Below are 25,084 nucleotides of genomic sequence, written 5' to 3'. Positions count from 1 at the left end.
GAGGGCCCCGGCCGGCCGCCGGGGCCCTCGACCTCGCTCAGCCACGCACCTGCTGCCACCAGGACGCGAGGGCCGGCAGATCCGGCGGATCGATTCCGGCGACACCGGGGGTGTCGGCGAACCGGACCGCGAACCTGGCTTCCGCGAGGGGAAGCTCGTAGCGATTGCGCGGACTCGCGTACCGGGGTGCCCGGCTCTGCCAGGCGATGGAGCCGGCCACGTAGTGACCCAATGCGGCCAGGTGACGGCGCAGTTCCCCGGCCGCCCCGTCCGCGTCGTCCTCCAACTGTGCCCGTAGCCTGATGAAGAGGCCCATCACCCGGTCACGCAAGGCCACCGCGAGCGGCACCGCCTCGGCGGGGGAGCAGTTCTCCTGGTGGGCGAGGACATTGACGAGATTCACCTCGCGCGGCTCCAGGTGGTCGTCCTTGTCGTAGGAGAACAGGTCGTTGTCCGCGCTGACGACGAATCCCGCCGCATCCGTCAGCGCCGTCAGAGCCGGGGAGCAGCGCACGTCCGCCGGCAGTCGGTCCGCGCGGGCGACGTCGGACCAGGTCAGCGAGAAGCGCGTACCGTTCGCCAGCGGCCCCATGGCGACGAAGTCGTTCAGCCCCGGCATGGTCCCGGTCTCGGCCTGGGCGGCCCGCCAGGCCGCCCCGAGCAGCCAGTCGCGCGTCCCCTCGACGAACCTGCGCAGCTCGTAGGGCGTGAGCATGGCGTGGGTGCGGCTCACCAGGTCCACCAGCGCACGGGTCATGGGACCCTCCGGCAGCAGCGACACCCCCGGGTCCTCCATGGTCCGCAGCAGACGTGCACCGTGTTCGACGACGGCACCCGTCCCCACCTCGTCGGAACCCGAATCCTGCCAGTCGTCGACCGCGTTGGCCCAGTAGTTCCATTCGGTGAACAGCAGGAGGGCTTCCACCTTCCCGTCGGGGATGATGCGGCAGGAGAAGTCGGCGCTGTGGGTGGCGAGACCCCACGCGCGCTCGGCCGCATCGGGGTACAGGCCGAAGGCGTCCAGCCACTCGACCGCCCGGGCCTCCACCTGCTTCGCCTCGGGATGGACGAGGTCGCGCTCCAGGGGGCAGTAGAAGGAGGGCAGGCGCGTACCGAGGAGCGAGGGGCGCGGCGAAGCGGTCATCGGCCGCCACCGATCCGGAAGAGCAACAGCCGCGTCTCCACCGCGTGGTCACGCCAGAGCCGGAAGAACTTGCTGTGCGCGATCGTCGACTGTGCGAGCCGTTCGCCGGTCCAGGCGCCGGATGCGACGTCGGCGCCCGCTCGGAGCCGATCGAGTTCTGCGGTGTTCCACGCCATGGACTGCACCCAGAACTCCGCCACCGATTCCGTTACGTCCTCGTCCTGCACCAGCTCGAAGCCGGCTGCCTCGGCCGCGGCCAGGTATTCCCCGCGCTGTCCCAGTCGCGTTCTGTAGTAGCCGTCGATGAACTCTCGCCACTCGGAGCGGCCCACGAAATGCTCCTGGATCCCGAACCATCCACCGGGCTCAAGGGCCTTGGCGACGACCTCGAAGAGACGGGTCCGGTCGGTGTATCCGCTGCTCTCGTTGGCGTAGACGGCGTCGTACGCACGGGTCTGGTCCAGGTCGTGGACATCCGCCAATGCGGGTCTCACGCGCCCCTCCACCCCTGCGTGACGGGCGAAGTGCCGGACGATCGGGACGTGTGCGGCAGCGACGGTGAGGCTGGTGACGGATGCCCCGTGCTCCTGCGCCCAGTACAGCGAGGTGCCGCCCAGACCGCAGCCGATGTCCAGCAGCCGCCGGGGAGGCGCCTCGTACGCGCCCCACGAGCGGGCCGCGTGCTCGACTATCCGCTCCTGTGCGTCGAGCAGGCGCTGCTTCAGCGTGCTCTGGGAAACGATGGTGTCCGGTGGGCCGTCTGGGTACAGCCCCACGTGGAAGTGCACGCGGGGGCCCGGGCCGTACTTCTGGAGGATCTCCTTCGTCTTGCGGCTGTAGTAGAGCCGCACCGGATCGTCCGGGGCGGGGCCCTGGCCGCTGCTGCCTAAGGACGATACGAGAGGGGTAACGCGCATGGGGTGTCCACCCGTTCGTGGGGTAGGGCTGTCTCCGGGACGCGCTTCCGCCTCTCACCTGCGTCCCGACCGGCACACTGTTGAGCACGGATCATCGTGGCACTTCGCGGGCCCCACGTCAGCCCACTGGAGCAACACGGGCAGCATCCGTTCGCGCGGCGGGATCAGGGGGCCGGGTGTTGTGGGGCGCTGGCCACCCCGGACTCCCGTCCGCTGAGCTCGGCGTCCAGGGTTTCCTGGGCGACGCGCATCGACTCGGTGTACTTCGGCTGGGACATCCGCTGCCAGGCCCTGTCGGGTGCGATGTCCTCGACCCGGCTGGTCACCCACCAGATGTTGCCGAAGGGATCGCGCACCCTGCCGCCCCGGTCGCCCCAAGCGTTGTCGATGGCCTGGGTGATCACCGTTGCCCCGTGCGCCACGGCGGCGGCCATGGCGGTATCCGCGTCGGGGACGTAGAGGCGCAGCAGCGAGGGCATCACCGGCCAGTCGGGCCTGCGGTCGAAGGCCAGTACGACCGTGTCGCCGATGCGGATCTCGCCGTGGCCGATGGTGCCGTCCTCGAGCGGTACCCGAGCGATCTCTTCGCCGTCGAACGCTGCGGCGATGAAGTCGAGCAGTGCGCCCGTGTCGTCGGTGACGACCCACGGTGAGACGCTGGTGTAGCCCTCGGGGGCGGTGTGCTTCATCGGTACGTCCTCTCTGTCGGCTCCTGCTGACGTGACGACAGTAGGACCGAAGTAGGTCAGGTTTCGTCCTAGAAGCGCGAACCTTCGGGGTCGTTGCGGCGAGCCGGGCAGGCGGCCGCCACCCGTCACTTGCTGTGGCCGGCGTCGTGTTCGTCACCGTCGTGGTCGACGATCGTCCAGGGGCGCATCAGGTCGTCGTCTTCGTGTTCGAGAAGGTGGCAGTGGTGGACGTACGTCGCCGGGAACTCGGTGCCGCTGCCCGGAATCGACGCGATCGTGGCCGTCGGCGGACTGAATGCCTGAGTGATGATTCTGGTCACCGTCTCCGGATAGGACTTGAACGTGTCCTTGTAGGACCGTGCTTCGTCCGGGTCCGGCGGAATCGGCGGGCCGGTGAGATAGTTCGCCAACACCGGCCGGCCCTCCGGTTTGCGGCCACCGTCGAGCCACTCTTCGTAATCCGCCTGGTAGGCGGCCGCATCGATCGGCTGCCGGTTCAGCACCTGGAAGTTGATGAGGTGGACATGCATCGGGTGGGCGTCGTGGTTGGGATTGATGTACTCCCAGATCTCGCTCGATCCCGCCTTGATGAAATCCTGGGACGGCTCCATGAACGGCACCGCGTTGAACGTCATGGTGCCGAAGAGTTTGTGCTGGTAGGTGACCCATTCCCGTCGGCGGGTGTCCGGTTCCGGCTCGATGGGCGGGACCGCCGGCAGCTGGAGTTTCTTGGGCGGCGTCGTCTTGTCCGCGCCTCCGGACAACGGTTTGGTGACCTGGAACTGCATGATTTCCGAGATGACCGGTCCCATGCCGGGCATGCCGGGGAAGTGGACCGGCGCGTGGTAGTTCGTCAACGTGATGTTCGTGCCCATGGGCATCTTGCCGAAGTCGACGATCAGGTCGTACCGCTCGGCCGGCGAGATCAAGTTCAGCATCTGCAACGGAGCACGGAAGCCGCCGTCGGTGCCGATCAGCCAGAACGGCAGTGTGGGCTGAGGGAGTACGTCCCTGGGAGTTTCGAACCTCAGCCGCCAGAAACGCTCGTTCGAAGCGTTGAGAATGCGCAGCCGATAGCGTCGCGGCTCGACCGCCAGGAACGGGTACGCCTTCCCGTTGACGACCGGGGTGTCCTCGCCCTCCCTCTGGGTCATGGTGTAGGCGAGCGAGCCGTCCGGGTGGAAGGTCCGGTCCTGCAGGATGATGGGGACCTCGAATTCGCCTCGCGGCAGCCCGAGCCGCTCGTCGGCGGGGTCGCGAATGAGGTAGAGACCGGCAAGGCCCGCGTAGACGTTGACGCTGGTCATCCCCATGCCGTGATCGTGGTACCAGAGCATGGACGAAAGCTCGTGGTTGGTGTACGCGCAGATCGCTTCGTTGGGTTTGACCCGGCTGGGGTCCAGAGTGGTGTAGGACTCCGCGTGGATGCCGTCCGGGCTGAAGGAGTGCAGCGGCATGCCGTCGGACTGTGGCGGTGTGAAACCGCCGTGCTGGTGTACGACGTTCCACACGTTGACATTCGGGGGGAAAGGCGGCTTGGTCTTGTAGGGAGGAGGAGCCATCGGGGTCAGCTCGGGGTTCCCCTTGCGAATGGCGTCGATCACGAACTGGAACAAGTGGGTGGTGGGCAGCTCGTTGCGGTACTTGACGACCGTCGGGCGGTCCCTGTTCACGCTGATGGTCGGCCCCAGATAACCCATGCCGATCGCCTTGTGGGGATCGCGCGGGTTCTTGGCCCAGTAACCCCACACGGTGGCCGGCTTGAGATCCCGGTGGAAGCTCCACGTGCCCGGCCGCATGGTGAGCTCGTAGTAGTCGGCTCCCGGGTAGACGGAAGGATCCGGGATGGCTGTCATCGGCGTGGGCAGCGGGTCGACGTACTTCGCCAGCGCAGGGGTCTGGGGCACCGGGGCGTCCGCAAGCCCCTTCCTGTGGCCCATCCCCGCCCCGTGCCCCGTCGACGATACGTCTTTGTCTCCGGAACATCCCGTGGAAAGAACTGCCGCACCCCCCAAGGCGCCGGCCATGAGGAATTCCCTTCGTCCAACCATGGTCTCCAGCCTTCCGTCGCCTCGCGTAACTTCCAAGGGATGCAGAGCTGGTTCGGAGCGGTGCCGCAGCGCGCCGGTCCGGTCCGGAAAGCCACTCATTGAGCCGATCTCAGTATGAATCCGGCAGGCGTTGGAATTTGAATTCAATTACTACTGCCGGTCTGAATGTCTGTCACATCCTTCTGGCGCTAGCGCTGCGGGACGTCCTTGATGAACACGAGCCCGTCGCTGTCCGCCAGTTGGGCCGGGTCGAGCGGGGCGTAGCCGAACCAGGGGGATACGCGGGGCGCGGGGAGCGTGTCGGCGAGGGCGGTGGCCAGCCGAGGGGCGTCGATGAGGCAGCGGTCCTCCGGGAGCGCGTACAGGAGTCCTTCGACGGTGTCCTGCGGCGGCGTGTCCACTCCGCGGTGCCGGATCGTGCCGAGGGCCGTCGCCACGAACGCGTACTCCTCGCCGAGCCGGGCGCTCACCAGCGCACCGGCGCTCCACCACTCCAGTGGCAACCCGCCCATCCGCATCGTGCTCTTCTCCCGCTGCAGATGGGAGTTGTGGGCGTGGACGAGTGCCGGTCCCCGAGCGGCGACGGCGAGGAGGTTGTGGGCCATCATCTGGTCCCGCAAGCCCACCAGCCGGGTCAGGCGGGCGGGTGAGGTGTCGGCCATCCAGTAGTGATAGCGCAGCAGGCCGGTCGCCGTACGCCCGTACAGGCGTACCCGGTCCCAGTCGTCCCGCGAGGTCACAGCGAGCAGGTGCGGCGTGTGCGCGTCGAGCAGCGCCACCAGATCGTCGGCGAGCAGCCGCAACTCCCCGGCCTCGACCGACTGCCCCACGGACTGGGCCGGATCCGTCATCGCGGCGGGATCGGTCCACCGGTCGTCGGTGCCGAGCAGGTGGTCGAGTGCCTCCGCGGTGCAGGGGAGCAGGTCCGCGTCCACCCGGGCCGCGAGGTAGCGGTGGAGTGCGGTGAGGGACTGCCGGGGGCTCGCGGCGCCGGTGATCTCCAGCGGGCCGTCGAAGCCGGCGAAGCGGAGCCGCTCGGGCGCGGGCCGGCCGTCGTTGTAGGCGCGCATCCAGCGCACGAGCTCGCGGTTGGCCGCGGAGGCGCCCCAGCCGTGGCTGAATCCGTGCTCCATGACCTCGTCGAGGGTGCCCGTGCCCGAGGTGACGTGGTCGTCCACGAGCAGGCCCGTCATGCAGTCGCTCTCGATCGCGATCGTCCGGTAGCCCTCCTGCTCGACGAGCTGCCGGAAGAGCTCGTTGCGCAGGTCGAGCAGCGTGTCCTCGCCGTGGGTGGGCTCGCCCAGAGCGAGCAGCCGGGGACGGGACGGGAGCAGCCTCATGACGGCGGCAGCCTCGACGGCACGGACGGTGTCCTTGATGTCAGTAGCCATGCCTTCAACCGTATCGTTGAACCTTCGGTTGAAACTTCCCCGCGATATCGTCGGTCCCATGGGGCAAAACCTTCAAAGCGGCGAGAGACTCAGGCCGGTCGATCTAGCGCGCGGGCACGGTCTGTCCACGCAGGCGATCAGGAACTACGAGGAGGCCGGCATCCTTCCGGCCGCCGGTCGCACACCCCACGGCTACCGCACCTACACCTCGCTGCACGCGCGGGCCCTGCGCGCGTTCCTCGCCCTGCTGCCCGGCCACGGCCACCAGACGGCGACGTCGATCATGCGGGCCGTGAACCAGGGCGCGGTCGATGAGGCGTTCCGTCTCATCGACGAGAGCCACGCCCAGCTCCTCGACGACCGGCGGACCCTCCAGGCCGTGGAGAACGCCCTCCAAGACCTGGCGCCCACCACGGCGCCCGACCCCGGTGCGGGGACGGGGCCGGCAGCGCTGAACGCCGGCGGTACGTTCATCGGACCGCTGGCAGCGAAGCTCGGAATCCGGCCCGCGACGCTGCGCACATGGGAGAGCGCCGGACTGGTGCGTCCGCGCCGCGACCCGCTCACCGGGTACCGCGTCTACGACGAGGCCGACGTACGGGATGCCCGGCTGGCCCACCAGCTCAGGCGGGGCGGCTACCTGCTGGAGCAGATCGCCCCACTGATCGCCCAGGTGCGGGGAGCCGGTGGACTGGAGCCGCTGGAGGCCGCGCTGTGCGACTGGCGTGGCCGGCTGTCCGCCCGCGGGCGGGCGATGCTGGCCGGGGCCGCAGCGCTGGAGGCGTACCTCCGCGAGCGCCCCGGCCTGCCGGATGGCCGGGGAGACGGACCTTAGACGGGCCCCGCGGCTTCGAGGAGCCGCTGGGGCAGGTAGGGGGACTCCACCCGGATGTCCCAGCCCCGGCGGCGGGCGTGGCAGGCCAGGGCCAGGACGTTGAGGTCGATCGTGGCGTCCGGGGAGTCGGCGCGGTCGGCGACCTGGTGGTGATCGCGGTGGGCTTCGAGGGCATCGGCCAGGGCCAGGTTGAAGCTCTCCTCGTCGCCCTCCACGAGCTGCGACAGCAGTACGGCCGGTGGCGGGAAGAAGCCCCAGTCCTTGGCCTTCTCGACCTCGCGTCGCGCCCGCTCCGCCGCCGGCTCGGGATCCACGCCCTTCAGGTAGGCGTGGAGGGCCTCCCGGTACGCGGCGAAGGCCGAGCCGTCCTTGCCGGCAACCGCGGGGCCGGTGAGGACCAGCGGCGCGAGGTCCTCGCGTACGCCCGTGATCAGGGCGAAGGCGGTGGCGTGCTCCCAGTTGCCGGCGCCCGCCTCCTCGTCCCGCGCAGCCGGGTAGCGCAGGTTCCGGCCGTCGACGGTCACCTCGGCCTCGGTGCCCGGCTCCGCCAGGGCGATGCGGAAGAGGGCCGCTCCCAGCTGGGAGGCCAGCCGCAGGTTCGCGAGCTGGGCGTCCGTGACGTCGGCGGAGTTCCCGGCGCGCCACTTGAAGAGGAGCTCCTGGTAGCGCATGGCGCTCCCCAGCCGCCATACGGTGAGGGGTTTTCCTTCCGCCGGGGTGAAGGCCTCCCGGGTGTACTGGTCGAACAAGGCCTCGCTCTCCGCGTTCACGATCCGGTCGCACGGCGGCCGCTCGACCACCAGCGGGCCTGCGGCCAACGCGGCGACCGCGTCGGGCCGCCGGTCTCGGCCGAAGGCCGCGACCCTCGGCCCGCGGGTCTCGAAGCCGGTGACCAGGGCGTGCGGGAGGTAGTCGGTGTGGAGGGCCGGGGCCCAGCCCAGGGTCCGGTACGCGAGCGCGGCCAGGCCGAGCGGCAGGAGCGGGAGGAGACTGCTCGGCGAGGCAGTGGGGCCGTGCACGGTGGCGTGCGCGAGCAGGAGGGCGGTCAGTCCGGAGTCGAAGGCCGCCCGGTCCTCGGCGGCCAGGGCCCGCAGGGTCCTCAGCGCCACGCTGTCCGGCCGGTCGAGGAGGCTTTCACCGGTCTCCTCGGCCCGGCTACGGATGCGGTCCAGCGCAGCGTCGATGGCGGCGAGCTTCGCCTGCGCACTCGGCGGGTAGTCCTGGTCGTTTCCGGTGTCGTCGAGGACCTGGGCCATGAAGCCCGTGACGAGCTCGCCGGCGGGGCTTCCCTGTGCCTTCTCCGCGAACTTCTCGCGGGCGAAGTGGAAGGCCTCACCGTGCCACGTGGCCTTGTCCCAGAGGATCGTGAGGCAGAACGCGTCGATCCAGTCGCCAGGGGTGACGCTTTCCTCGGCGTCGTCCTCGTCGCCGGGGTCGTAGCTGATGCCGAAGTTCACGTAGTCGAGGAAGACCTGGAAGGAGCAGTGGGGGTGGTACGCCGCGAAGGAGACGGCGCCGGCCGCGGCCTCGGTGGCGTCCTTGAGGGCGGCCTTGGCCTCCGGGGTGTCGAGGCCGGGCGTTTCGACGGAGAGGGCGCCCAGGTAGTCGAGGAACTCGTCGGCGATCGACTGCCATTCATAGGTGGCCATCCGGCCGGCCTTCGACATGGACCGGACCTGTCCCCCGATCCGGTTCGCGAAGTCCTCGCGCGCCGCCGAAAGGACTGCCTCGCCCACCTGATGACGCTCTATCCGCACTGTGCTGCTCCTCGATGCCGGTCGGTGCGGACAGCCTAGGCGCAGCATCTGACAAGGCGGGCGGGCGCTGGTCGCACCGCCGCTGACAGTTCCCTCGGAGTGTCAGCGCTCGTCAGGAGTGCAGGCCTTGACCGGGCTCGGAGGCGCGCAGAGACTGGACGTAGTACATGTGCATCGTAGGTGTACGCCGGTAACCATCCACTGGACGCCGACCGCGGCACGGTCGCGGCTCCGCGATCCGACCCCTTACCCCGAGCCGGTGCCCTCGTGTGCGGCGCACCGGCGCAGTCATAGAGGGGAGGCCGCGTGATGGCCTTCCACATACCGCAGAGCGACCCCACGGTCCCGGTCCGCAAGCGCTTCTGGGCGGAAATCGTGCTGGGAACCCTGTCCGGGCTGCTCTTCCTGATCACGCTCGTCTGGCACGACTGGATCGAGCTTCTCTTCGGCGTCGAGCCCGATGCTGGGAGCGGTGCCCTCGAGTGGCTCATCGTGGCCGTCACGGCACTGGTCGCTGTCCTGTGCGCCCTCGGCGCACGGATGGAGTGGCGCAGAACCCACCCGGCCGGTGCGCACGCCTCGCGGTAGCGGAGCCGGCTGAGGCGAGAGGAGGATTGCCATGCCTGAGGACGTGAGGGACCTCATCCGACAGGCGCCGCTCAGCTTCGTCGGTACGGTCACGCGGCTCGGTGACGCGCGAGTCGGAGACGTACCGGTCGACGAACGGACCGCCGTGGTCCAGGTGGACGCGGTGCTGCACGCACCCGACGCCTTCAAGAAGCTCGCCGGCAGCGAGGTCACCGTACAGCTGTCGGCGGACATCGATCCGCCGGCCGTCGGCGACGCGGCCGCGTTCTTCACCAACGGAACGGTCTACGGCCAGGGGCTCGCCGTCCAGGAGATCGGACGGCTGCCCTCGGAGGCGGTCCAGCCGCACCTCTCCCGTGTCGCCAGGACCGCCGACGCGATGCCGTTCTCCGCATTGGAGCGCGACATCGAGGACGAAGACATGGCCACGCACGCAGACGAAGCGGACGCGGTCGTGATCGGCGTCGTCGTGGGGCTGGAGCAGGCGGGCCGCGGGCAGGCGGGGGGCGAGCGGGTGCCCGACGAGAACGTCTCGGAGCACGCCCCCGACTGGTGGCTCGCCCAGCTCGACGTGGGTCACGTGGAGCAGGGGGAGGTCGCCGAGGGGCGGATCACCGTGCTCTACCCCAACAGCCGGGACTTCCGCTGGTTCCGGGCGCCGAAGCCGCAGGCCTCGCAGGAAGGGATGTGGTTCCTGCACGCCACCGAGGGCGCCCTGGCCGAGTGGGCCCCGTTCCAGATCCTCCACCCCGATGACTACCAGCCGGTGCAGAAGCTCGAAACGCTGCAGGCGGCACGGAGGTGAGCGGACATGCCCACGATCAAAGTCGTCAACATCACTCCCGCCGCGCTGAGCGGCGACCGCACCCAGGACGCCGAGCCCGACCTCGCGGTCAACCCCGAACACCCCGATGAGGTGGTCGCGACCGCGTTCACCCCCGACCCGATGGGGGGCTCCCTCGCTCCGATCTACGCCTCGACCGACGGCGGGGACACGTGGGTGCTGCGAAGCATCGTTCCCGGCGGTGCCCCGGGGCTGGGCACCGGGGACATCTCGGTCAGCTTCGCGTCCGCGGGAGGCGCCCTGTACGCGGGAATCCTCAACGCCCAGGCCTCCCTGCAAGACATCCTCCGCATGCAGATCCTGCGCTCGCCGGGCATCTCATCGGCGGCGCCCATGCAGGTCCTCGTCTCCCGGGACAGGCCGGACCAGCCTTGGGTCGTGGCAGGGAGCTCCCGGGACAACGGCGTCACCCGCGACCGCGTCTACGTCGCCAACAACGACTTGGGACGGAGCCCCAGGTCCGCCGCCGTGGACGTATCCGTCGACGCCCGCACGGCACCGGCGCCCGCCGGATTCACGCGCAACCGCATCGAACAGCGCAGCCCGTCCGGCCAGGACGGGCCGCCGGTACGGATCGCACTCCACCCCGAAGGGACGGTCTACGCGGCTTTCGAGAGCTGGCAGAACGCCACCAACGGCGGGGGAGGCATCGTGAACGTCACCTTCGACGTCGTGGTCACCCGTGACGACAGCGGAGGCGTCGGGGCGAACCCCTTCCAGGACCTCAAGGACGCCGACGACTCGGCCATCGGCCAGCGCGTCGCGACGGAGCGGGTCGAGAAGTTCAACGCGTTCATGGGCCAGGAGCGCCTCGGCGGCGATCTCACGATCGCGGTGGACCCCACGGACGCGGCGAGCGTCTGGGTGGCCTGGTGCGACCGTGTTGGCGCGTCGGCGGGGGTCGGCTGCATCCTGCACGTACGTCATTCGACCGACTTCGGGCAGACCTGGTCGGACGACGTCCGGACCGTCACCAACGCCAAGAACCCGGCGCTGGCCGCGAATGCGGACTCCTTGCTCGGACTGGCTTACCAGCAGTTCAGCAGTCAGGGGCAGTGGGTGACGGTGCTGGAGCTGACGGCCGACGACTGGCAGACCCCGGCGGAGCGTCACGTGCTGCACCAGGCACCGGCCAACGTGCCCACCGCGCGCTTCCTCCCCTACGTGGGCGACTACATCCGGCTGCTCACGGTCGGCCGCGACTTCTACGGGGTGTTCTCGGGCAACAACACGCCCGATCCCGCCAACTTCCCCGAGGGCGTGACGTACCAGCGCCACGCCGACTTCGTGAGCCACCGGTTGCTCGACCTCGACAACGTGACGCAGGTGCCCCCGTCCATCGACCCGTTCTTCTACCACCGGGCCGCGTAGGCCCGGGACGTGGTTGACCCGGACGTGGTTGACCCGGACGTGGTTGAGGCGCCCGCGATGCGGGCGCCTCAACCACGTGCGGCGCGGCACTAGGTGCGCGCGGTCAGGCAGAACTGCACGAGCCCGGCGTCGACATCGAGGACGACCTTCTTCATCTCCACCCACGGCGGGTGGAAGCTCTCGCCCCACTCGATCGTGAAGGCCAGGATCTTGCCCTTCTGCGGATCGATGATGTGGCGCGCGTAGGCGTAGTCGTCGCTGGTTCCGCAGGTCGGGTACAGGTCGAAGGCGGACTTCGGGGTGTACTGCTTGCCGCGTACGCCCTTCAGTGCCTTGCAGAACTGCTCGGCGAGCACGGCGGAGTCGTCGGCGTCGGTCTTCGGGACGAACTCCGCGTAGAGCAGGTCCTGCCTCAGCCCGCGCTGGCCGTCGAAGGCGGGGTTCTGGAAGTTCCTGGCCGGATCGATGGACTGGTTGTCGTCGTCGCCCCACACGTAGAGCATGGTCTGGGTGTAGCTGTGCACGTCGACGAACCAGCGGGTCCGCGGGAACTGGTCCAGCAGCCAGCGGACGTTGCGGGTCTCGGGCTCGGAGAAGGGCCTGGGTCCCTGGTACACCTGATCCGGGTCGGCCGGGTTGGCCGAGACCCTGACCGGGGCGTCCGGGTGGAAGGCGGTCCCGAAGTCGAAAAGGTGGTCGTAGTTGCGGTTGAGGTCGACGCCGATCGCGTCCGGGTCGCCGCCGGACTGGGCCGGATTGCGGTTCCTGCGCCACATCGGTTCGACGGTCTGGCTGTAGTGCCGGCCGTCCGGATTGACGAGCGGGAACACGACGACGTCGAGCCCGTCGAGGATGCTGCGCACCTGGGCGGAGGTGAAGCTCGTACCGCCGTAGGCCAGGCCCAGACCGCCGGCGTGGGCGTGCAGCAGGTCGGCCGCGAGGTTGACGAGGATCTCGGGGCTGCCCCATTCCCGGGCATGTGCGCCGCCGATCAGTACGACGGCGTCGTTGTTCCCTGCCTGGGAGGTGCCGATCCGCAGAGCCTGGGAAGCCCGGCCCTCGAAGGTGCGCTCGGGCAGGTCGATGAGGTCGCACGTGCCCGGGAACGCGGAGGCAAGGCTGGTCACGCCGGACGCGACCTCGGTGATGTTCATGTAAGGCATGGCGTCCCTCCTAGGTGTCCTTCACCTTGAGGGCGAGTCCCAGCGGAACCGCGTCCTCGGCAGCGAACCGGTCTCCCTCGCCGACTTCGGCCTGGCGGGCGCGTCCGATGGCGGTGGCATCGTCCAGGGTCGTGACCGTCACGCCCTCGCGCTGGAGGGCTTCGGCCTTCTCGGGGGATACGTAGGCGTCGAAGCTGAGACTGCCGTCTCCGCCCTGGCCGATCCGCCCGCCGACGTCGGGACGGGTGTCGCGCAGGAGCGCGCGCAGGGTGTCGGCGTCCTTCGCCGTGACTCGGACGCGGAGGATCGTGTACTCGTTGGACATGACGGGCCTCCCTCGGGCGCCGTCGGGCTCACATCAGCGGTGTCAAAGCAGCCGGGACGGCGCGCACGCTGAGATATACGCACACAGGCAGACATGTACATGTATGTTCGATGTGTACTTTGTACTCTCAGCCTGCGCTTCCGCCGTAGAACGAGTCAAGGGGCGCCTCGGGCAACCGGCTGAGCAAACAGTCGAGGCCCGCGATCAGTTCCTGCTCGTCGTCGTACTCGGCCAGTCGCGGGACGAGTGCGCGCAGCCGCGGGTACTCGGCGGCGGGCATCAGGTGCAGGCCCAGGCGCAGCATGAGGTCCGGCTCCTCGGGGTTGTCGACCACCTGGCGTTTGTCCACGAGCAGGCAGCCGAGGTTCCAGGCCACGAAGGCGCGGTAGATCGTCAGCGCGGTGGCGTCGTCGAAGCCGGCCCGGCCGAGTACCTCCAGGATGTGCTCGCAGAGCTTGAGCACCGGCGCCGGGCGCCGGGCCACCGGCACGCTGAGCGGGCGCGTGGCCACCACGGGCAGGATCTCCGGGTGGGCGTGCACCGCGGCGGCGAAGGCGCGGGAGATGCGGCGCAGTTCGGCGCGCCAGGACGGGCTGCCCGGCGTGGTCTCTCCGTCGTCGGGGCCCCCTTCGGCCGAGGCCCGCAGCCGGTCGTTGACCTCGGCGAAGAAGGCCTCGACGAGGCCGTCGAGCAGGGCGTCCTTTCCGGCGGTGTACCGGTAGATGGCCATCGGCTCCACGCCCAGGTCGGCGGCGAGACGCCGCATCGTCAGTGCTGTGAGCCCTTCCCGGTCGACCAGGGCGACGGCTGCGGTGAGCACCAGCGGGCGGCTCAGGCGCCTGCGCCTCTCCGGGGTGTCCCGCTCATCCATGTCAGCACTCCCATCACGGGCGGCCCTGTGATGTAGGGATATCAACTAAATATAATCCGTATTTCTACGAAATATCCCGTTTGTGTTCACCGGGTTGTCCGGGCGGGGCCGGGCGAAGCCTTCGCGCGGTTCCGGCGGGGGTGAGCGGCGGTCCTTACCGGCCCCGCCGCCCCAGCCCCGGTGGGGCCGCCTCCCCGGCTACGGCTGGCCGTTGAGCCAGCTCAGCTTGTGCGCGTAGAGCACGCGCTGGCAGTAGTCCGTGCCCGCCGGATCGGCGGGGTCACGGTTCGCCGTGCAGTCGGACGCCGCCCCGGGGCGGTGTTCGGAGAGGGACCACAACCGTCCCGTGCCCCGCTCGACGTAGAGGTCCTCGGCGCCCCGGGCGGTCTTCACGGCCTGCCCTTCCTGGACCAGCTGGCCGTTGCTCCACTTGTAGCGCCACAGGTTGCCCGGCTCGTCCGTGCCCTTGGACTCGTTCACGTACAGCGTGCCGTTGTACGCCGCCGCGCCCTGGGCGCCGCCGTTGGGCATGGGCAGGTAGTTGGACCAGCCTTCCGAGGGAACGTCGGCGGAGCGCCCCTCCAGGGCCGCGACCGGATAGGAGGCGATGCGGCCGGTGGACGGGTAGCCGCTCTCCGGGCGGCAGTACTCACCCATGATCAGGCGGTCCGGGACGGTGCTGCGGTCCAGCGAGATGTAGGAGGCCTTCGGGGCGCCGGTGGAGACGCAGGCGTAGGAACCCAGGGGGTTGCTCTGCGTCGCACTGAATTTCCACGCGGCCACCTGCGGCATCACGTAGCGGTAACCGAAGCTGTACCAGACGTTGTCGTGCCGGCCGACCTTCGTCTTGTCCTCGGTGTTGGAGGTGGTCGTCACGCCGTCGGTGTCGGCGCCCATCGCGTCGTGCGTGCTGGGGTCGCCGTCCGGATCCAGGTCCATGATGGTGCGCATGTCGAAGACGCGCAGGCCGTTGCGGGTGTCCGCGACGTAGAGGTAGTTGCCGTACCAGACGATGCCGCCTGCGTGGACGCCCTTTTGGATGGGGTACTCGGACGCGTGCAGACCGTCGAAGGAGACGTGGTCGGCGGAGTTCACATAGGTCCAGCCCAGAAGGACGTGCCGGTATTTGACCTCGGGGCTGCCGGTGGCCGGGTTGGTCCGGCTCTGCACGAAGGTGATCCGGACGCCCTTCTGGTTGCAGGCGTCGTTGGCCTCGAGCTCGGCGGTGGTGCAGTCGCCGGTCGCCGGGTTCGGGTCGGTCTCCCGGCCCGGGTCCCAGCCGTCGTAGGACGCGAACAGCTGGATGTTCCCGGCGTCGCCCCACAGCTCGTTGTCCTTGGCGTCGGAGACGCCCGTGAAGCCCTGGGGCACCCACTCCTGCGAGACGGAGTCGTCGTTCTGCAGGCAGTACTTGATGTCCGGGTCCGGTGCGGTGCCGAAGGGGTCGCGGGAGCACCACGGTTGGGCGGTGCGGTTGGCGCCGGCCAGCAGGTTCTGCACTCCCGACTTGGGCAGCACCGAGTCCAGGCGGGCGACCCGCTGGGTGGTCTCGGTGTTCAACGCGCCGGGCGACAGCGTGAAGTCACCGGCCGAGGCCGCGCCTCCGGGAGCGGCCATGGCGCGGGCGGTGTACGGCGTGGTGCTGCTCTCGGCCGTACGGGGCTCCTGGATCCAGGACGCCGGTATGTCCGGCGGAAGGTTCTCGGCCTGGGCCGGTGCCGCGAGGCCGGTGAACGCGAGCGCGGCCGCGGCGCATGCCGTGGGCCAGACGCGACGTGTTCGTCGTATGGGCATGTGGGGATTCCTCCGTTACTCGTGCGACGGGCAAGTTGAACGGAGGGTTCCAGATCAGCGATGCGAAACGCAAGCTTGATCGTTTCGGTAACTGTCGTACATTTAAAGGTGGTTGTGGATGGTTTAGGGCTCCCGCGCGGCACCCTGATCCGCGTCCGGGCAGGTTCGGCGTCCGGCCGGCGGGCGCACCGTGGAGTCGCTTGGCCGAATCCGATATACGAGGTGATTACGTCGTCTATCGGGCTGATAGTTTCTGCGAGTTGATCTCGCCTGTCGCCCCGTCAGGTCCCGATACGGGGGACGCGGTGACGGCCACCCCTCTTGCAAGGAACTCACATTGCTCCGCCCCAGCCCGCTTCGGCCCACCCGTCTCACCACCCGAGCCGCGGCCGCCGCTGCCCTGCTCGTGCTGCTGCCCGCCGTCCCGGCGGCGGCCGCTCAGACCCCGCACCTCGACTCCGTCGAACAGGAACTCCGCCGGGTCTCACCCGGTCTTGAGGGAAGAGTCTGGGAACGCACCGCCGGCAATGCCCTGGACGCCTCGACACCCGGCGGTGGAGACTGGCTGCTCCAGACCCCCGGTTGCTGGGGCGACAGTGCGTGCACGCAGCGGCCCGGTACCGAACGCCTGCTGTCGAAGATCTCCGAGAACGTCGCCCAGGCGAAGCAGACCGTCGACATATCCACTCTGGCGCCGTTCCCGAACGGCGCGTTCCAGGACGCCCTCGTCTCCGGTCTGAAGGCGTCGGCGGCGCGGGGCAACAAGCTCAAGGTGCGTGTCCTCGTGGGCGCCGCGCCGATCTACCACCTCAACGTGGTGCCGTCGAAGTACCGGGACGAACTCGTCGCGAAACTCGGTGACGACGCGCGGAACATCGACCTCACCGTCGCCTCGATGACGACCTCGAAGACCGCGTTCTCCTGGAACCACTCCAAAATCCTCCTGGTCGACGGCCAGTCGGTGGTCACGGGCGGGATCAACAGCTGGAAGGACGACTACCTGGAGACCAGCCACCCGGTGGCCGACGTCGACCTGGCGCTGAAGGGGCCCGGCGCCGCCTCGGCGGGCCGCTACCTCGACGAGTTGTGGTCCTGGACCTGCCAGAACAAGAACAACATCGCCAGCGTCTGGTTCGCCTCCTCCAACGGCGCCGCCTGCATGCCGTCGATGCCGAAGGCCGCTGCGGCCCCGGCGCCCCAGGGCGACGTGCCCGTCATCGCCGTCGGCGGGCTCGGAGTGGGCATCCTGCGCAACGACCCGGTCTCGGCCTTCCGGCCCCAGCTGCCCACCGCACCCGACACCAAGTGCGTCGTCGGGCTCCACGACAACACCAACGCCGACCGGGACTACGACACGGTCAACCCGGAGGAGAGCGCGCTGCGGACCCTGATCTCCACCGCCGGCCGGCACATCGAGATCTCCCAGCAGGACGTCAACGCGACCTGCCCGCCGCTGCCGCGCTACGACATCCGCGTGTACGACGCCCTCGCCGCCAAGCTGGCAGCCGGGGTGAAGGTCCGCATCGTCGTCAGCGATCCCGCCAACCGGGGCGCCGTCGGCAGCGGGGGCTACTCCCAGATCAAGTCCCTCTCCGAGATCAGCGACACCCTTCGCGACCGTCTCGCCCTGGTCACCGGCGACCGCGGCACGGCGCGCACGACGATGTGCTCGAACCTCCAGCTGGCCACCTTCCGCAGCTCGTCCGCGCCGACCTGGGCGGACGGCCACCCGTACGCCCAGCACCACAAGGTGGTCGCGGTCGACGACTCGACGTTCTACCTCGGCTCGAAGAACCTCTATCCCGCCTGGCTCCAGGACTTCGGGTACGTCGTCGAAAGCCCCGACGCCGCCCGGCAGCTCACGACCCAGCTGCTGAACCCGCAGTGGCAGTACTCCCGCCAGACCGCCACCGTCGACTACGAGCAGGGCATCTGCCCCGCAGCCTGAGCCGACCGGCGCGACTCTTCCACCCGAGGCCCCGGGACCCACTGCTCCCGGGGCCTGGTGTTCACTCCTAGGGATAACCCCCGTACCGGCCGGGCGTCAGCAGGATGGGCGCCGGGTGGGGCGGCCCGGCACTCTGAGCTTGAACGGCACAGGCAACAGAGGCGGGAGCAGGAACGTTGACAGCAGGTGCACGGGCAGCGGCGCTGTGGGCGGGAACATGCGTGGTTGCGGTATCGGGGATCTTCCCGGCGGCTGCGGCGCAGCCGGCGCCGGTACCGCCCGCCGGTCTCCAGGAGGCCCTGGAGCAGGCAGTCGCGGACGGATTCCCGGGTGCCGTGGCCTACGCCAGGAACGGAGAGCGGGAGTCACGGGCGGCGGCCGGGCTCGCGAACAAGGCCAGCGGCGAGCGCGCCCGGCCGGACCACCGGTTCCGCACTGCCAGCAACACCAAGGCATTCGTGTCGACGGTGCTCCTGCAGCTCGCGGGCGAACGACGGCTCTCGCTCGACGACAGTGTGGAGAGGTGGCTGCCCGGCGTCGTCCAGGGGAACGGCAGCGACGGCGAGGCCATCACCATCCGGCAGCTGCTCAACCACACCTCGGGGATCTACGACCCCACCAACGAGCCGGAGTTCTTCGCCCCCTACCTGGACCGCCACGAATGGGACTACGTCTACACCCCGCGGGAGGTGATCGCCCGTGCCGTCCGGCACGGGCCGGACTTCGTGCCCGGGGAGGGTTGGAACTACTCCAACACCAACTATCTGCTCGCCGGTCTGGTGATCGAGGCCGCCGCAGGCCACAGCGCGCCCGCCGAGATCCGCCGACGGATTCTCGACCCGCTCGGCCTCGAGAACACTTCCTTTCCGGTGACCAACCCAGCCATCCACGGCCCTCACCTGCACGGGTACGACCTCCAGGGCCGGGACGTGACCCGGTTCAGCCCGTCGTACGACTGGACCGCGGGTGCGATGATCTCCACCGTCGACGACCTGGCCCGTTTCCATCGGGCCCTGTTCTCCGGCAAGCTGCTGCGCCCCGCCGAACAACGCGAACTCCTGACCACGGTGCGGTTGCCCGGCGCCGACCCGTACGGACTCGGCGTGCGGCGCGTGGACGTGGCCTGCGGCTCGGAGCCGGGCGCCAAGCGGGTCGAGGCATGGGCGACCGACGGAGCCGGACCCGGTTTCACCAGTTTCTCCCTCACCACCGCCGACGGTAAGCGCCAGTTGGCCGTCGCCGTCAACGTCTACGACCTCGGCGCGGAGCTCAAGAAGAAGACGCCCATCCCGCTCGGTACGGGGCTGGCTAAAGTGCAGACGGCAGCTCTGTGCGACTGACGCGGCGCCACGCCGGTACGACCGACCGCACCCCCTACGTGTGCACGTCCGCCGGTTCCCGGACGGGCCCCCGCCGTTGCCAGAACGGCAGTTCCGGCCAACGGGTTTCCGCCGCGTACGCCTCCGCGTGGTGGCGTACGTAGGCGGCGTCGATGCCGTCGAGGAAGTCCGTGTACGAGGCCAGGACCGGGCGGGGCGGCGCGCCCGCGAGGCACAGGGCCGCGGCGAGGCCGGCGCGGGCTCCGCTGTGCAGGGCGGTGAGGATGCCCTGTGAGGAGAGCGGGTCGAAGGCCAGCGCCGCGTCACCTGCGGCGATCCAGCCCGGGCCGGCGTACGGCGCGAGGCGCATACCGTGGGCGGCGCTCCAGCGCGGAGCCGGCGGGCCGGAGAGGTCCCCGGCCGTGAGGCGGGCGCCGATGTACCGGGTGTGCAGGGCTGCGCGCAGGAACCCGTCGGGGGTGCGCAGACGGGGGTCGGCGATGTCGGGGTCCGTCAGATGGGCGACGATCCGGCCCACGGGGGTCAGCGTCGTGTACCACCATCCGCCGGGCACCGCTTCGACGACGGTCCTGGCCTCCCGGTCCGACTGCCCGCCGACCGCCGGGTCTTGACGTGGCAGCAGGACGTGGACGGCCACGAGCCGGTCCTGGCGCCGGCGGACCGCTCGACGCCGGGCGAGGGCCGCGCGCCGTCCCGTCGCGTCGACGGCCCAGGCGCAGCCCAGCTCCCGTGTGCCGTGCTCCTGGCGCACGAGCAGGCGCAGGCCGGGGCCGTCGTCCACGGCGTCCACGGCCTGCCCCCGGAGCGGCTCGGCACCCGCCGCGTGGGCGGCCTCCCGCAGGAACGCGTCGAAGCGGAGGCGGTCCAGCTGCCACCCCGCGCCGTACGGGTCCTGCACCGGACTGCGCTCGTACAGCGCGGGCGAGCCCCAGGAGACGTACATCCCGGTCGAGCGCAGATGGGGCGCGGCGGTGCCGTCGGGCCACAGGCCCAGGTCGCGCAGCAGCGGGGCGGCGGCCGACGGCAGGCTTTCGCCGACCTTGTGGGCGCCCCCCGCGGGCGCGGGAGGGTCGTCCACGATCGCCACGCGCCGCCCGGCCCGCGCGAGCACGAGGGCGGCCACCGCTCCGGCCGGCCCTCCGCCGGCGACGACCGCGTCGTACACCTCGTGACGCGTCACCGTCGGCCGCCGGGGCCGGCTGCCGTGTGCCGGGTCATCGGTTGCCCGGGAAGCGGGCGACCTTCTCGATGTAGCCGGCCGACAGCTCCTCGTCGGGTTCCTCGGCGAGGGCGACGGCGGTCGCCAGGACGGCGTCACGCAGCCGCTCGTCGGCGGCGAGCGGCACATGCAGGGTCAACAGGTTGCGGGCGGGCGGCGGGGCCGGCTCGGCGGGGAAGGAGACTTCGGACTCGACGAGCATCTCGGCGGGCAGCAGAGGGTCGTCGGTGACGCCCGGACGGCGTTCGACCAGGCCGAGCCGGCCGAAGTCCTTCACCATGGCGTTGATGGTGGCCTTGTAGGGCGGGGGCAGCCAGCGGTCCCAGGGGGAGCGCCGCGCGAACGCCGCGAGCCGCTCCTCGCGCGGGCGCGTGGTGTCGACGGCGATCCGGTAGTCCTCCTCTGCGAGGACGTGGTTGGGCACCCGGGCGGGCCAGAACGTCGGCAGGTACGGGTCGTACCGGCGCTCGTACCCGGAGCGGCAGCTCGCGGTGTCCGTCTGCCAGGGCACGGCCATCCAGCGGGTCAGGTCGCCGGGTCCCTGGGCGTACAGCGGCCCGTCGTACGCCAGGGCGGTCTGCGGGGTGAGCACCCTGCCGTAGGAGCGCTCGGGGTTGCTCTCCGGGCGGTGGCGGATGCGGAACGGCGCGCTGTACAGCGTGGTGTGACGCATCGGCCAGGTGATCTCGCAGCCCGGGTGGAAGGCGTCGGCGAGGCAGAACGACAGCGCCGCGCGGTCCAGGGCGGCGGGCCGGGCGGCGAGCGGCAGCCGGTCGAGTTCCGTGGGCGTGCTGTCGCCGCCGAGGACGTGGTCGGGGACGAAATCGCCGCGGGTCCAGCGCGCCAACAGCCGTGTCTGGAGCGGCGAGAGGGCCAGGTGCTGGCGTGCAGAGACGGGCGGCAGGCTCATCGCGTCGCCGTAGACGGGTGGCCAGGGAATCGGTGAACTGCCGTCCCGGTCGGGGTCGCGCATGGTCTTCGAGATCTGCCGGCGCAGCTCCTCGTGGCGTGGGCCGGGGTCGGAGAGGGCGGCCAGCAGGTCGGGGTCGAGGAAGTGTTCACGTCCGCCGTGCCCGAACAGGGTGGCCAGGCCCTGGTTGACCCACTGCAGGTCGCACAGGCGGCGCAGGATGGGCAGGATGTCGTGGGTGAAGGAGACCTGTGCCGGTTCGGGGAGCGCTCCGGACGTGGTGAACGCGTCGCGGACGAGGTCGTACAGCGTGCGTACGGACTTCAGCTCGGGGGCGTAGTTGGGCGGGCCGACCACCACCCAGGCCGGTTCGACCGGCAGCGCGCGGCCGTCGACCCGGACCTCGGCGGTGACCGGGCCGTCGGAGATGTCGTCGTACCAGCCGTCGTTGTTGGCGAAGGTCTCGGCCTCCTTGAAATCGACGGACTCGGAGACGCCCCGGCCGCCGAGGAAGATCAGCCGTCCCGCCCCGTCGGTGCGCAGCTCGCCGAGGTAGACCGGGATGCGGAGGAACGTCCCGGTGTCGAAGCGCAGTTCGGGACGGCCGGCGCGGTCGCGGCCGCCTACGGAACGGCAGCCCGGGTCGATGATCAGCTTGGGGCGGTCCGGACCGGCGACCAGGGGGTTGCGCAGTTGGCTCTCGTCCGCCTGGGCGGCCTCGGGGATGTCCAGGGCCAGCTGGAACTGGTACCAGGCGGCCTTCTTGTTGGCGACGTGCACGGTCCAGCGCACCTCGGCGTTGTCCGCGGTGAGTTCGGCCACCGGCTCTCCGGCCGCGTTGTAGCCGTATACCCGGAACCGGGCCGCCTGCCGTTTCAGGGCGCCGGTCGCGTCCTTGTACGAGCCGGCGGGCAGCGGGGGCCCGTCTTCGGTCTCGGGGGCGAGGAAGAACTCGTCGACGCTGTCGCCGACCCGGGCGACGCCGATCGCGGGGTGGATGGCGGCCCGCACGATCCGGGTGTCGGGCCCTGGAGGCTCGGCGGCCGGGATGCCGTTGGCCTGGTTGTCGTTCTCGGAGGGTGCTGAGGAAGAGGAAGCGGAAATGACGGCCATGTCTCGATCTCCCGCGATGCGGCGCCACCGGGCTGTACTGCGGGTGCCCAGGGCTCGTGGAGCGTTGTGCACGGGTGCAGGGGTGCATCGTCCGTACAACTCTCCATGCTGACAAACGAGTGTGCGATGCGCGACCGAAGGCCGGGCCGCACCGTGCACGGAGGGGTGGTCGCGCGCCGGCGCCCGGGGTGAGGGCCGCCGAGTCGCACGGCACCTGCAACTCCACCAGACTGGACAGCGGGGCGGCCCGCGCCGCCGAAGCGGCCGCCGTGCCCTCGCCCTGGGGAAGCAGGCTCGCGCAGTCCAGGAGAATGGACGCCATGGTGAGGGCACGAGCGTGGACGTACGACGGTACGGGGCTGGCCTGGCTCCAGGAACGGCTCGGCCGGTCCGGTACCGGACCGGGGCACGTGGTGTCCGAGTTGGTGCCGAGCGGGTTCGAGGCATACCTGCGCATCTTTCACCGGTTCGAGGCCGTGGACGGGTCGGGCCGTACTCGCAGGTGGCAGACGTGGGCCGTGGAAGGCGGCATCGCCTTCCACTCCGAGCTGTCCCACCTCTCGCTCCCCGACGTGCACGGCGCCGCGGGTGAGCGGGTCTGGCAGACCGAGGAGGGGGCCCTCGACGGCCGGAGCCGGGGCGCGCTGGCACGTTTGCTCGCCGGCATGACCGGCGACCAGGACGTCTACTTCGCCTATGACCTGGCGGCGCTCAGCTGGGGTGAGGAAGGACCACTCGTCCGCCGTTCCCGCTTGGCCGATGTGGAATCCGTACGGGAAGAGGTCAAGGGCAGGGTGGGGTCGGACGGCCCGGAATTCTGGTGGCCCCAGGACCGCAGCTGGGTGGTCACCACCGACTGCGACCTGCTGTCCACTTATGTCGGCTGCTCGAACGAGACCGCTGAGCGGATCCTGGGCGACGACGAGCTCGAAGCCCTGCCCGTCACCTCACGGACACGCGTCGACTGGTACGCCGACCGCCGACAGGGTTTCCGGTCCGTGTTGCGATGAGTGAGGGCTCCGCTGCCGGTCTACCCTTCAGACCCATCGTCTCGGAGGAGCGGCAGATGACTGATACGGCGACTCTCGACCTCGGACCGCAAGCCCGGGTCGTGGCCGGTCTCGTGGCGGGCGTCCCGGACGCCCGGCTCGCCGGCCGTACGCCCTGTCCCGACTACGCGGTAGGCGACCTGCTGGGTCACCTCGCGGGCCTCGCCGCCGCTTTCCGGGACGCCGCCCGCAAGGACCTGGGCCCCACGACGGACACGGCCCCCGGTTCGGCCGCGCCCTCCCTGCCCGCCCGCTGGCGCGAGGAACTGCCCCAGCTCCTCGGCGAACTGGCCGACGCCTGGAAGGATCCGGCCGCCTGGACCGGCATGACCCGCGCGGGCGGCGTGGACCTGCCCGGCGACATCGCCGGTGCGGTGGCCGTCGACGAACTGGTGGTCCACGGCTGGGACCTGGCTCGGGCCACCGGCCAGGAGTACGTACCCGATGAGGCCGCGCTGCGCGTTTCGCACGCGTTCCTGCTGGCGGCTGCCGAGGACGAGAGCCGAGGCGGGGGCATCTTCGGACCCGTCGTGCCCGTAGCGGAAGACGCCCCGCTGCTGGACCGGGCAGTCGGGCTGAGCGGGCGCGATCCGGGCTGGAGGCCGCCGACGTCCCCGTGACGGAGGCCGCCACCCGTCCATCTGGAGCGGACCCCGGCCGCTCATGAGGCCGACCGCCTCGGCGCCTCAGGAGCACTCGCCGGTCCCGGGCGGCGGATGCCTCCGGGCGACTCGGCATACTGCTGCCCGGTGCCGGGACCGCACCCGTCACCGGCGGAGGAGTCCTCAGGCGCTGGGACGACGACCCGGGAGGCTTCGTGACCACCTTCAGGCAGCACATGACGGACCGGACCGTCGAGGCGTTGGCGGGCTTCCCCGAGGCATCGGAGCGGGGGACGTACGCGGTCACGTTCCGGCTCGACAGCGTCGACCAGGACCCCCGGTTCCCCTATCTGGCGGTCGGGTACACCACCGGGGAGCAGGCCGCCCAGGTCTCCGCCGAGGCCGGTCCGACGGATCGGTGGGAGGCCCGCTGGAGCTACGCGTACTTCCCGCCATCCGGCCTCGAAGGCATCCGCGTCCTCGGGCACGAGCCGGAGAACGATCCCCGGGGTGCCGAGCTGTACCGCCGGGAGGCAGTGGCCGAGGGGCTGTGGCGGGAGGACGATCCGGCCGCGGACGTCGAGGACGAGCGCGCCGAACGGTTCGAGTCGGACTTCCGCGGACTGTGCGTCGGCCTCGCCCGGGAACTGCACGAAGGCGGGCACCTGACCGCCGCTCTGGGCCGTGCTGTGCCCGTGATCCTCTACGACATGTTCGACCCCGAGGAGATGTTCGCACTGACCCGCGCCGCGAACCCGCCCGAGCTGATCGCCGACTTCCTGGCGGGTGAGGACGCGCCCTGACCTCAGGGTCGGTTTCCTTCGAATCGGGGGTTTGGGCTGGGTTCGGCCACTCCGTAGAAGGGGGTATGTGTGGTCACGCGGCGTGAGATTCGGGGTCCCCGGCGGTGACCCGCCCCATAGGGCCCACGTCACATACGAACCGGGCTAGTAGCCTTCACACGGCGCGATTCCGCTTGCTCGTACCGTCTCTCACCTGCACGGATCCCTTCCGGTGTGCTTAGGCGGCGCCGGTCCCGGACTCCGGGGGTGCGTAGTAGGTGGGGTCGTTGCCAGGGGGCGGGGGCGTCTGTAGAACTGGATGAGTCGCCGGGCGGCACGGGTGCTTACCCCCGCCGCTGGTGAATCCCTCTCCTTTGCGTG

The 25,084-nt window shown here is 70.3% G+C and carries 21 protein-coding genes; 9 read left to right on the top strand and 12 right to left on the bottom strand.

The features are described from left to right. Positions 1-37: 37 nt before the first annotated feature. From OG429_RS03410 to OG429_RS03390, 5 genes are all read right to left on the bottom strand, one after another. Positions 38-1,144: a terpene synthase family protein gene (locus OG429_RS03410; RefSeq protein ID WP_328923766.1), complete on the bottom strand. Its 1,107-nt coding sequence runs from the start codon at positions 1,142-1,144 to the stop codon at positions 38-40. Beyond that, the gene (locus tag OG429_RS03405) at positions 1,141-2,061 is read right to left on the bottom strand and encodes an SAM-dependent methyltransferase (protein ID WP_328923765.1); all 921 of its coding nucleotides are present in this window, start codon (positions 2,059-2,061) and stop codon (positions 1,141-1,143) included. Before OG429_RS03405 ends, OG429_RS03410 begins: the two co-directional genes overlap by 4 nt. A 164-nt stretch (positions 2,062-2,225) precedes the next feature. Next, complete coding sequence (locus tag OG429_RS03400; protein ID WP_328923764.1) at positions 2,226-2,750, bottom strand: VOC family protein; 525 nt, start codon at positions 2,748-2,750, stop codon at positions 2,226-2,228. Between the two features lie 125 nt (positions 2,751-2,875). Further along, positions 2,876-4,777, bottom strand: coding sequence for a multicopper oxidase family protein (locus OG429_RS03395; RefSeq protein WP_328923763.1), 1,902 nt, complete (start codon positions 4,775-4,777; stop codon positions 2,876-2,878). A gap of 212 nt (positions 4,778-4,989) precedes the next feature. Next, positions 4,990-6,192 (bottom strand): erythromycin esterase family protein, encoded by a 1,203-nt coding sequence (locus tag OG429_RS03390; protein ID WP_328923762.1) that lies wholly within the window; start codon positions 6,190-6,192, stop codon positions 4,990-4,992. Between the two features lie 58 nt (positions 6,193-6,250). Here OG429_RS03390 and OG429_RS03385 point away from each other — a divergent pair, with 58 nt between their 5' ends. Then, on the top strand, positions 6,251-7,027 hold the full coding sequence (locus tag OG429_RS03385) for a TioE family transcriptional regulator (RefSeq protein WP_328923761.1): 777 nt from the start codon (positions 6,251-6,253) through the stop codon (positions 7,025-7,027). On the opposite strand, the gene OG429_RS03380 is transcribed toward OG429_RS03385, so the two are convergent. Beyond that, positions 7,024-8,763: an immunity 49 family protein gene (locus OG429_RS03380; protein WP_328923760.1), complete on the bottom strand. Its 1,740-nt coding sequence runs from the start codon at positions 8,761-8,763 to the stop codon at positions 7,024-7,026. The two genes, OG429_RS03385 and OG429_RS03380, sit on opposite strands and share 4 nt — an antisense overlap. 330 nt (positions 8,764-9,093) lie before the next feature. On the opposite strand from OG429_RS03380, the gene OG429_RS03375 reads away from it, so the two are divergent. From OG429_RS03375 to OG429_RS03365, 3 genes are read left to right on the top strand one after another with little or no spacing between them, the layout of a single operon-like run. After that, a complete protein-coding gene (locus OG429_RS03375) occupies positions 9,094-9,372 on the top strand; it encodes an ABC transporter permease (RefSeq protein ID WP_328923759.1) in 279 nt (92 codons plus the stop codon). Between the two features lie 31 nt (positions 9,373-9,403). Continuing rightward, on the top strand, positions 9,404-10,177 hold the full coding sequence (locus tag OG429_RS03370; RefSeq protein ID WP_328923758.1) for a hypothetical protein: 774 nt from the start codon (positions 9,404-9,406) through the stop codon (positions 10,175-10,177). A gap of 6 nt (positions 10,178-10,183) precedes the next feature. After that, entirely contained in the window at positions 10,184-11,587 is a 1,404-nt protein-coding gene (locus tag OG429_RS03365) for a hypothetical protein (protein WP_328923757.1), read from the top strand. 89 nt (positions 11,588-11,676) lie between these two features. Here the strand turns inward: OG429_RS03365 and OG429_RS03360 are convergent, their stop codons facing one another. The 4 genes from OG429_RS03360 to OG429_RS03345 form a co-directional block, all read right to left on the bottom strand. Continuing rightward, the gene (locus OG429_RS03360) at positions 11,677-12,750 is read right to left on the bottom strand and encodes a M14 family metallopeptidase (RefSeq protein ID WP_328923756.1); all 1,074 of its coding nucleotides are present in this window, start codon (positions 12,748-12,750) and stop codon (positions 11,677-11,679) included. Between the two features lie 10 nt (positions 12,751-12,760). Beyond that, positions 12,761-13,075, bottom strand: a complete 315-nt coding sequence (locus tag OG429_RS03355; RefSeq protein ID WP_328923755.1) for a hypothetical protein — start codon at positions 13,073-13,075, stop codon at positions 12,761-12,763. A gap of 127 nt (positions 13,076-13,202) precedes the next feature. Continuing rightward, a complete protein-coding gene (locus OG429_RS03350) occupies positions 13,203-13,946 on the bottom strand; it encodes a TetR/AcrR family transcriptional regulator (protein ID WP_328923754.1) in 744 nt (247 codons plus the stop codon). Positions 13,947-14,144: 198 nt separating this feature from the next. Continuing rightward, positions 14,145-15,740 (bottom strand): hypothetical protein, encoded by a 1,596-nt coding sequence (locus tag OG429_RS03345; protein ID WP_328923753.1) that lies wholly within the window; start codon positions 15,738-15,740, stop codon positions 14,145-14,147. 337 nt (positions 15,741-16,077) lie between these two features. Here OG429_RS03345 and OG429_RS03340 point away from each other — a divergent pair, with 337 nt between their 5' ends. Beyond that, positions 16,078-17,688 carry a phospholipase D-like domain-containing protein gene (locus OG429_RS03340; protein ID WP_328923752.1) on the top strand — a complete coding sequence of 537 codons (1,611 nt, stop codon included), beginning with the start codon at positions 16,078-16,080 and terminating at the stop codon, positions 17,686-17,688. 221 nt (positions 17,689-17,909) lie between these two features. Continuing rightward, positions 17,910-19,028: a serine hydrolase domain-containing protein gene (locus OG429_RS03335; protein WP_328923751.1), complete on the top strand. Its 1,119-nt coding sequence runs from the start codon at positions 17,910-17,912 to the stop codon at positions 19,026-19,028. A 34-nt stretch (positions 19,029-19,062) separates the two neighbouring features. On the opposite strand, the gene OG429_RS03330 is transcribed toward OG429_RS03335, so the two are convergent. Next, a complete protein-coding gene (locus tag OG429_RS03330) occupies positions 19,063-20,208 on the bottom strand; it encodes a tryptophan 7-halogenase (RefSeq protein WP_328923750.1) in 1,146 nt (381 codons plus the stop codon). 34 nt (positions 20,209-20,242) lie between these two features. After that, the gene (locus tag OG429_RS03325) at positions 20,243-22,270 is read right to left on the bottom strand and encodes a LodA/GoxA family CTQ-dependent oxidase (protein ID WP_328923749.1); all 2,028 of its coding nucleotides are present in this window, start codon (positions 22,268-22,270) and stop codon (positions 20,243-20,245) included. Between the two features lie 320 nt (positions 22,271-22,590). On the opposite strand from OG429_RS03325, the gene OG429_RS03320 reads away from it, so the two are divergent. The 3 genes from OG429_RS03320 (at position 22,591) to OG429_RS03310 (ending at position 24,724) form a co-directional block, all read left to right on the top strand. Continuing rightward, positions 22,591-23,280: a hypothetical protein gene (locus tag OG429_RS03320; RefSeq protein WP_328923748.1), complete on the top strand. Its 690-nt coding sequence runs from the start codon at positions 22,591-22,593 to the stop codon at positions 23,278-23,280. Between the two features lie 56 nt (positions 23,281-23,336). Beyond that, a complete protein-coding gene (locus OG429_RS03315) occupies positions 23,337-23,939 on the top strand; it encodes a TIGR03086 family metal-binding protein (protein WP_328923747.1) in 603 nt (200 codons plus the stop codon). A 197-nt stretch (positions 23,940-24,136) separates the two neighbouring features. Then, entirely contained in the window at positions 24,137-24,724 is a 588-nt protein-coding gene (locus tag OG429_RS03310; protein ID WP_328923746.1) for a hypothetical protein, read from the top strand. Positions 24,725-25,084 lie beyond the last annotated feature (360 nt).

This window comes from Streptomyces sp. NBC_00190, from assembly GCF_036203305.1.
In the GTDB taxonomy this organism is placed as follows: Bacteria; Actinomycetota; Actinomycetes; order Streptomycetales; family Streptomycetaceae; genus Streptomyces.
The sequence above is the reverse complement of the archived record's forward strand: the minus strand, read 5'-3'. Positions and strand labels throughout refer to the sequence as shown.

Bases quoted from the DNA above. Each gene is read 5' to 3' on its own strand.
- OG429_RS03350 (WP_328923754.1), bottom strand. From the start codon at position 13,946: ATGGATGAGCGGGACACCCCGGAGAGGCGCAGGCGCCTGAGCCGCCCG.
- OG429_RS03395 (WP_328923763.1), bottom strand. From the start codon at position 4,777: ATGGCCGGCGCCTTGGGGGGTGCGGCAGTTCTTTCCACGGGATGTTCC.
- OG429_RS03320 (WP_328923748.1), top strand. From the start codon at position 22,591: ATGGTGAGGGCACGAGCGTGGACGTACGACGGTACGGGGCTGGCCTGG.
- OG429_RS03315 (WP_328923747.1), top strand. From the start codon at position 23,337: ATGACTGATACGGCGACTCTCGACCTCGGACCGCAAGCCCGGGTCGTG.
- OG429_RS03355 (WP_328923755.1), bottom strand. From the start codon at position 13,075: ATGTCCAACGAGTACACGATCCTCCGCGTCCGAGTCACGGCGAAGGAC.
- OG429_RS03365 (WP_328923757.1), top strand. From the start codon at position 10,184: ATGCCCACGATCAAAGTCGTCAACATCACTCCCGCCGCGCTGAGCGGC.
- OG429_RS03345 (WP_328923753.1), bottom strand. From the start codon at position 15,740: ATGCCCATACGACGAACACGTCGCGTCTGGCCCACGGCATGCGCCGCG.
- OG429_RS03405 (WP_328923765.1), bottom strand. From the start codon at position 2,061: ATGCGCGTTACCCCTCTCGTATCGTCCTTAGGCAGCAGCGGCCAGGGC.
- OG429_RS03325 (WP_328923749.1), bottom strand. From the start codon at position 22,270: ATGGCCGTCATTTCCGCTTCCTCTTCCTCAGCACCCTCCGAGAACGAC.
- OG429_RS03385 (WP_328923761.1), top strand. From the start codon at position 6,251: ATGGGGCAAAACCTTCAAAGCGGCGAGAGACTCAGGCCGGTCGATCTA.
- OG429_RS03410 (WP_328923766.1), bottom strand. From the start codon at position 1,144: ATGACCGCTTCGCCGCGCCCCTCGCTCCTCGGTACGCGCCTGCCCTCC.
- OG429_RS03390 (WP_328923762.1), bottom strand. From the start codon at position 6,192: ATGGCTACTGACATCAAGGACACCGTCCGTGCCGTCGAGGCTGCCGCC.
- OG429_RS03360 (WP_328923756.1), bottom strand. From the start codon at position 12,750: ATGCCTTACATGAACATCACCGAGGTCGCGTCCGGCGTGACCAGCCTT.
- OG429_RS03375 (WP_328923759.1), top strand. From the start codon at position 9,094: ATGGCCTTCCACATACCGCAGAGCGACCCCACGGTCCCGGTCCGCAAG.
- OG429_RS03400 (WP_328923764.1), bottom strand. From the start codon at position 2,750: ATGAAGCACACCGCCCCCGAGGGCTACACCAGCGTCTCACCGTGGGTC.
- OG429_RS03370 (WP_328923758.1), top strand. From the start codon at position 9,404: ATGCCTGAGGACGTGAGGGACCTCATCCGACAGGCGCCGCTCAGCTTC.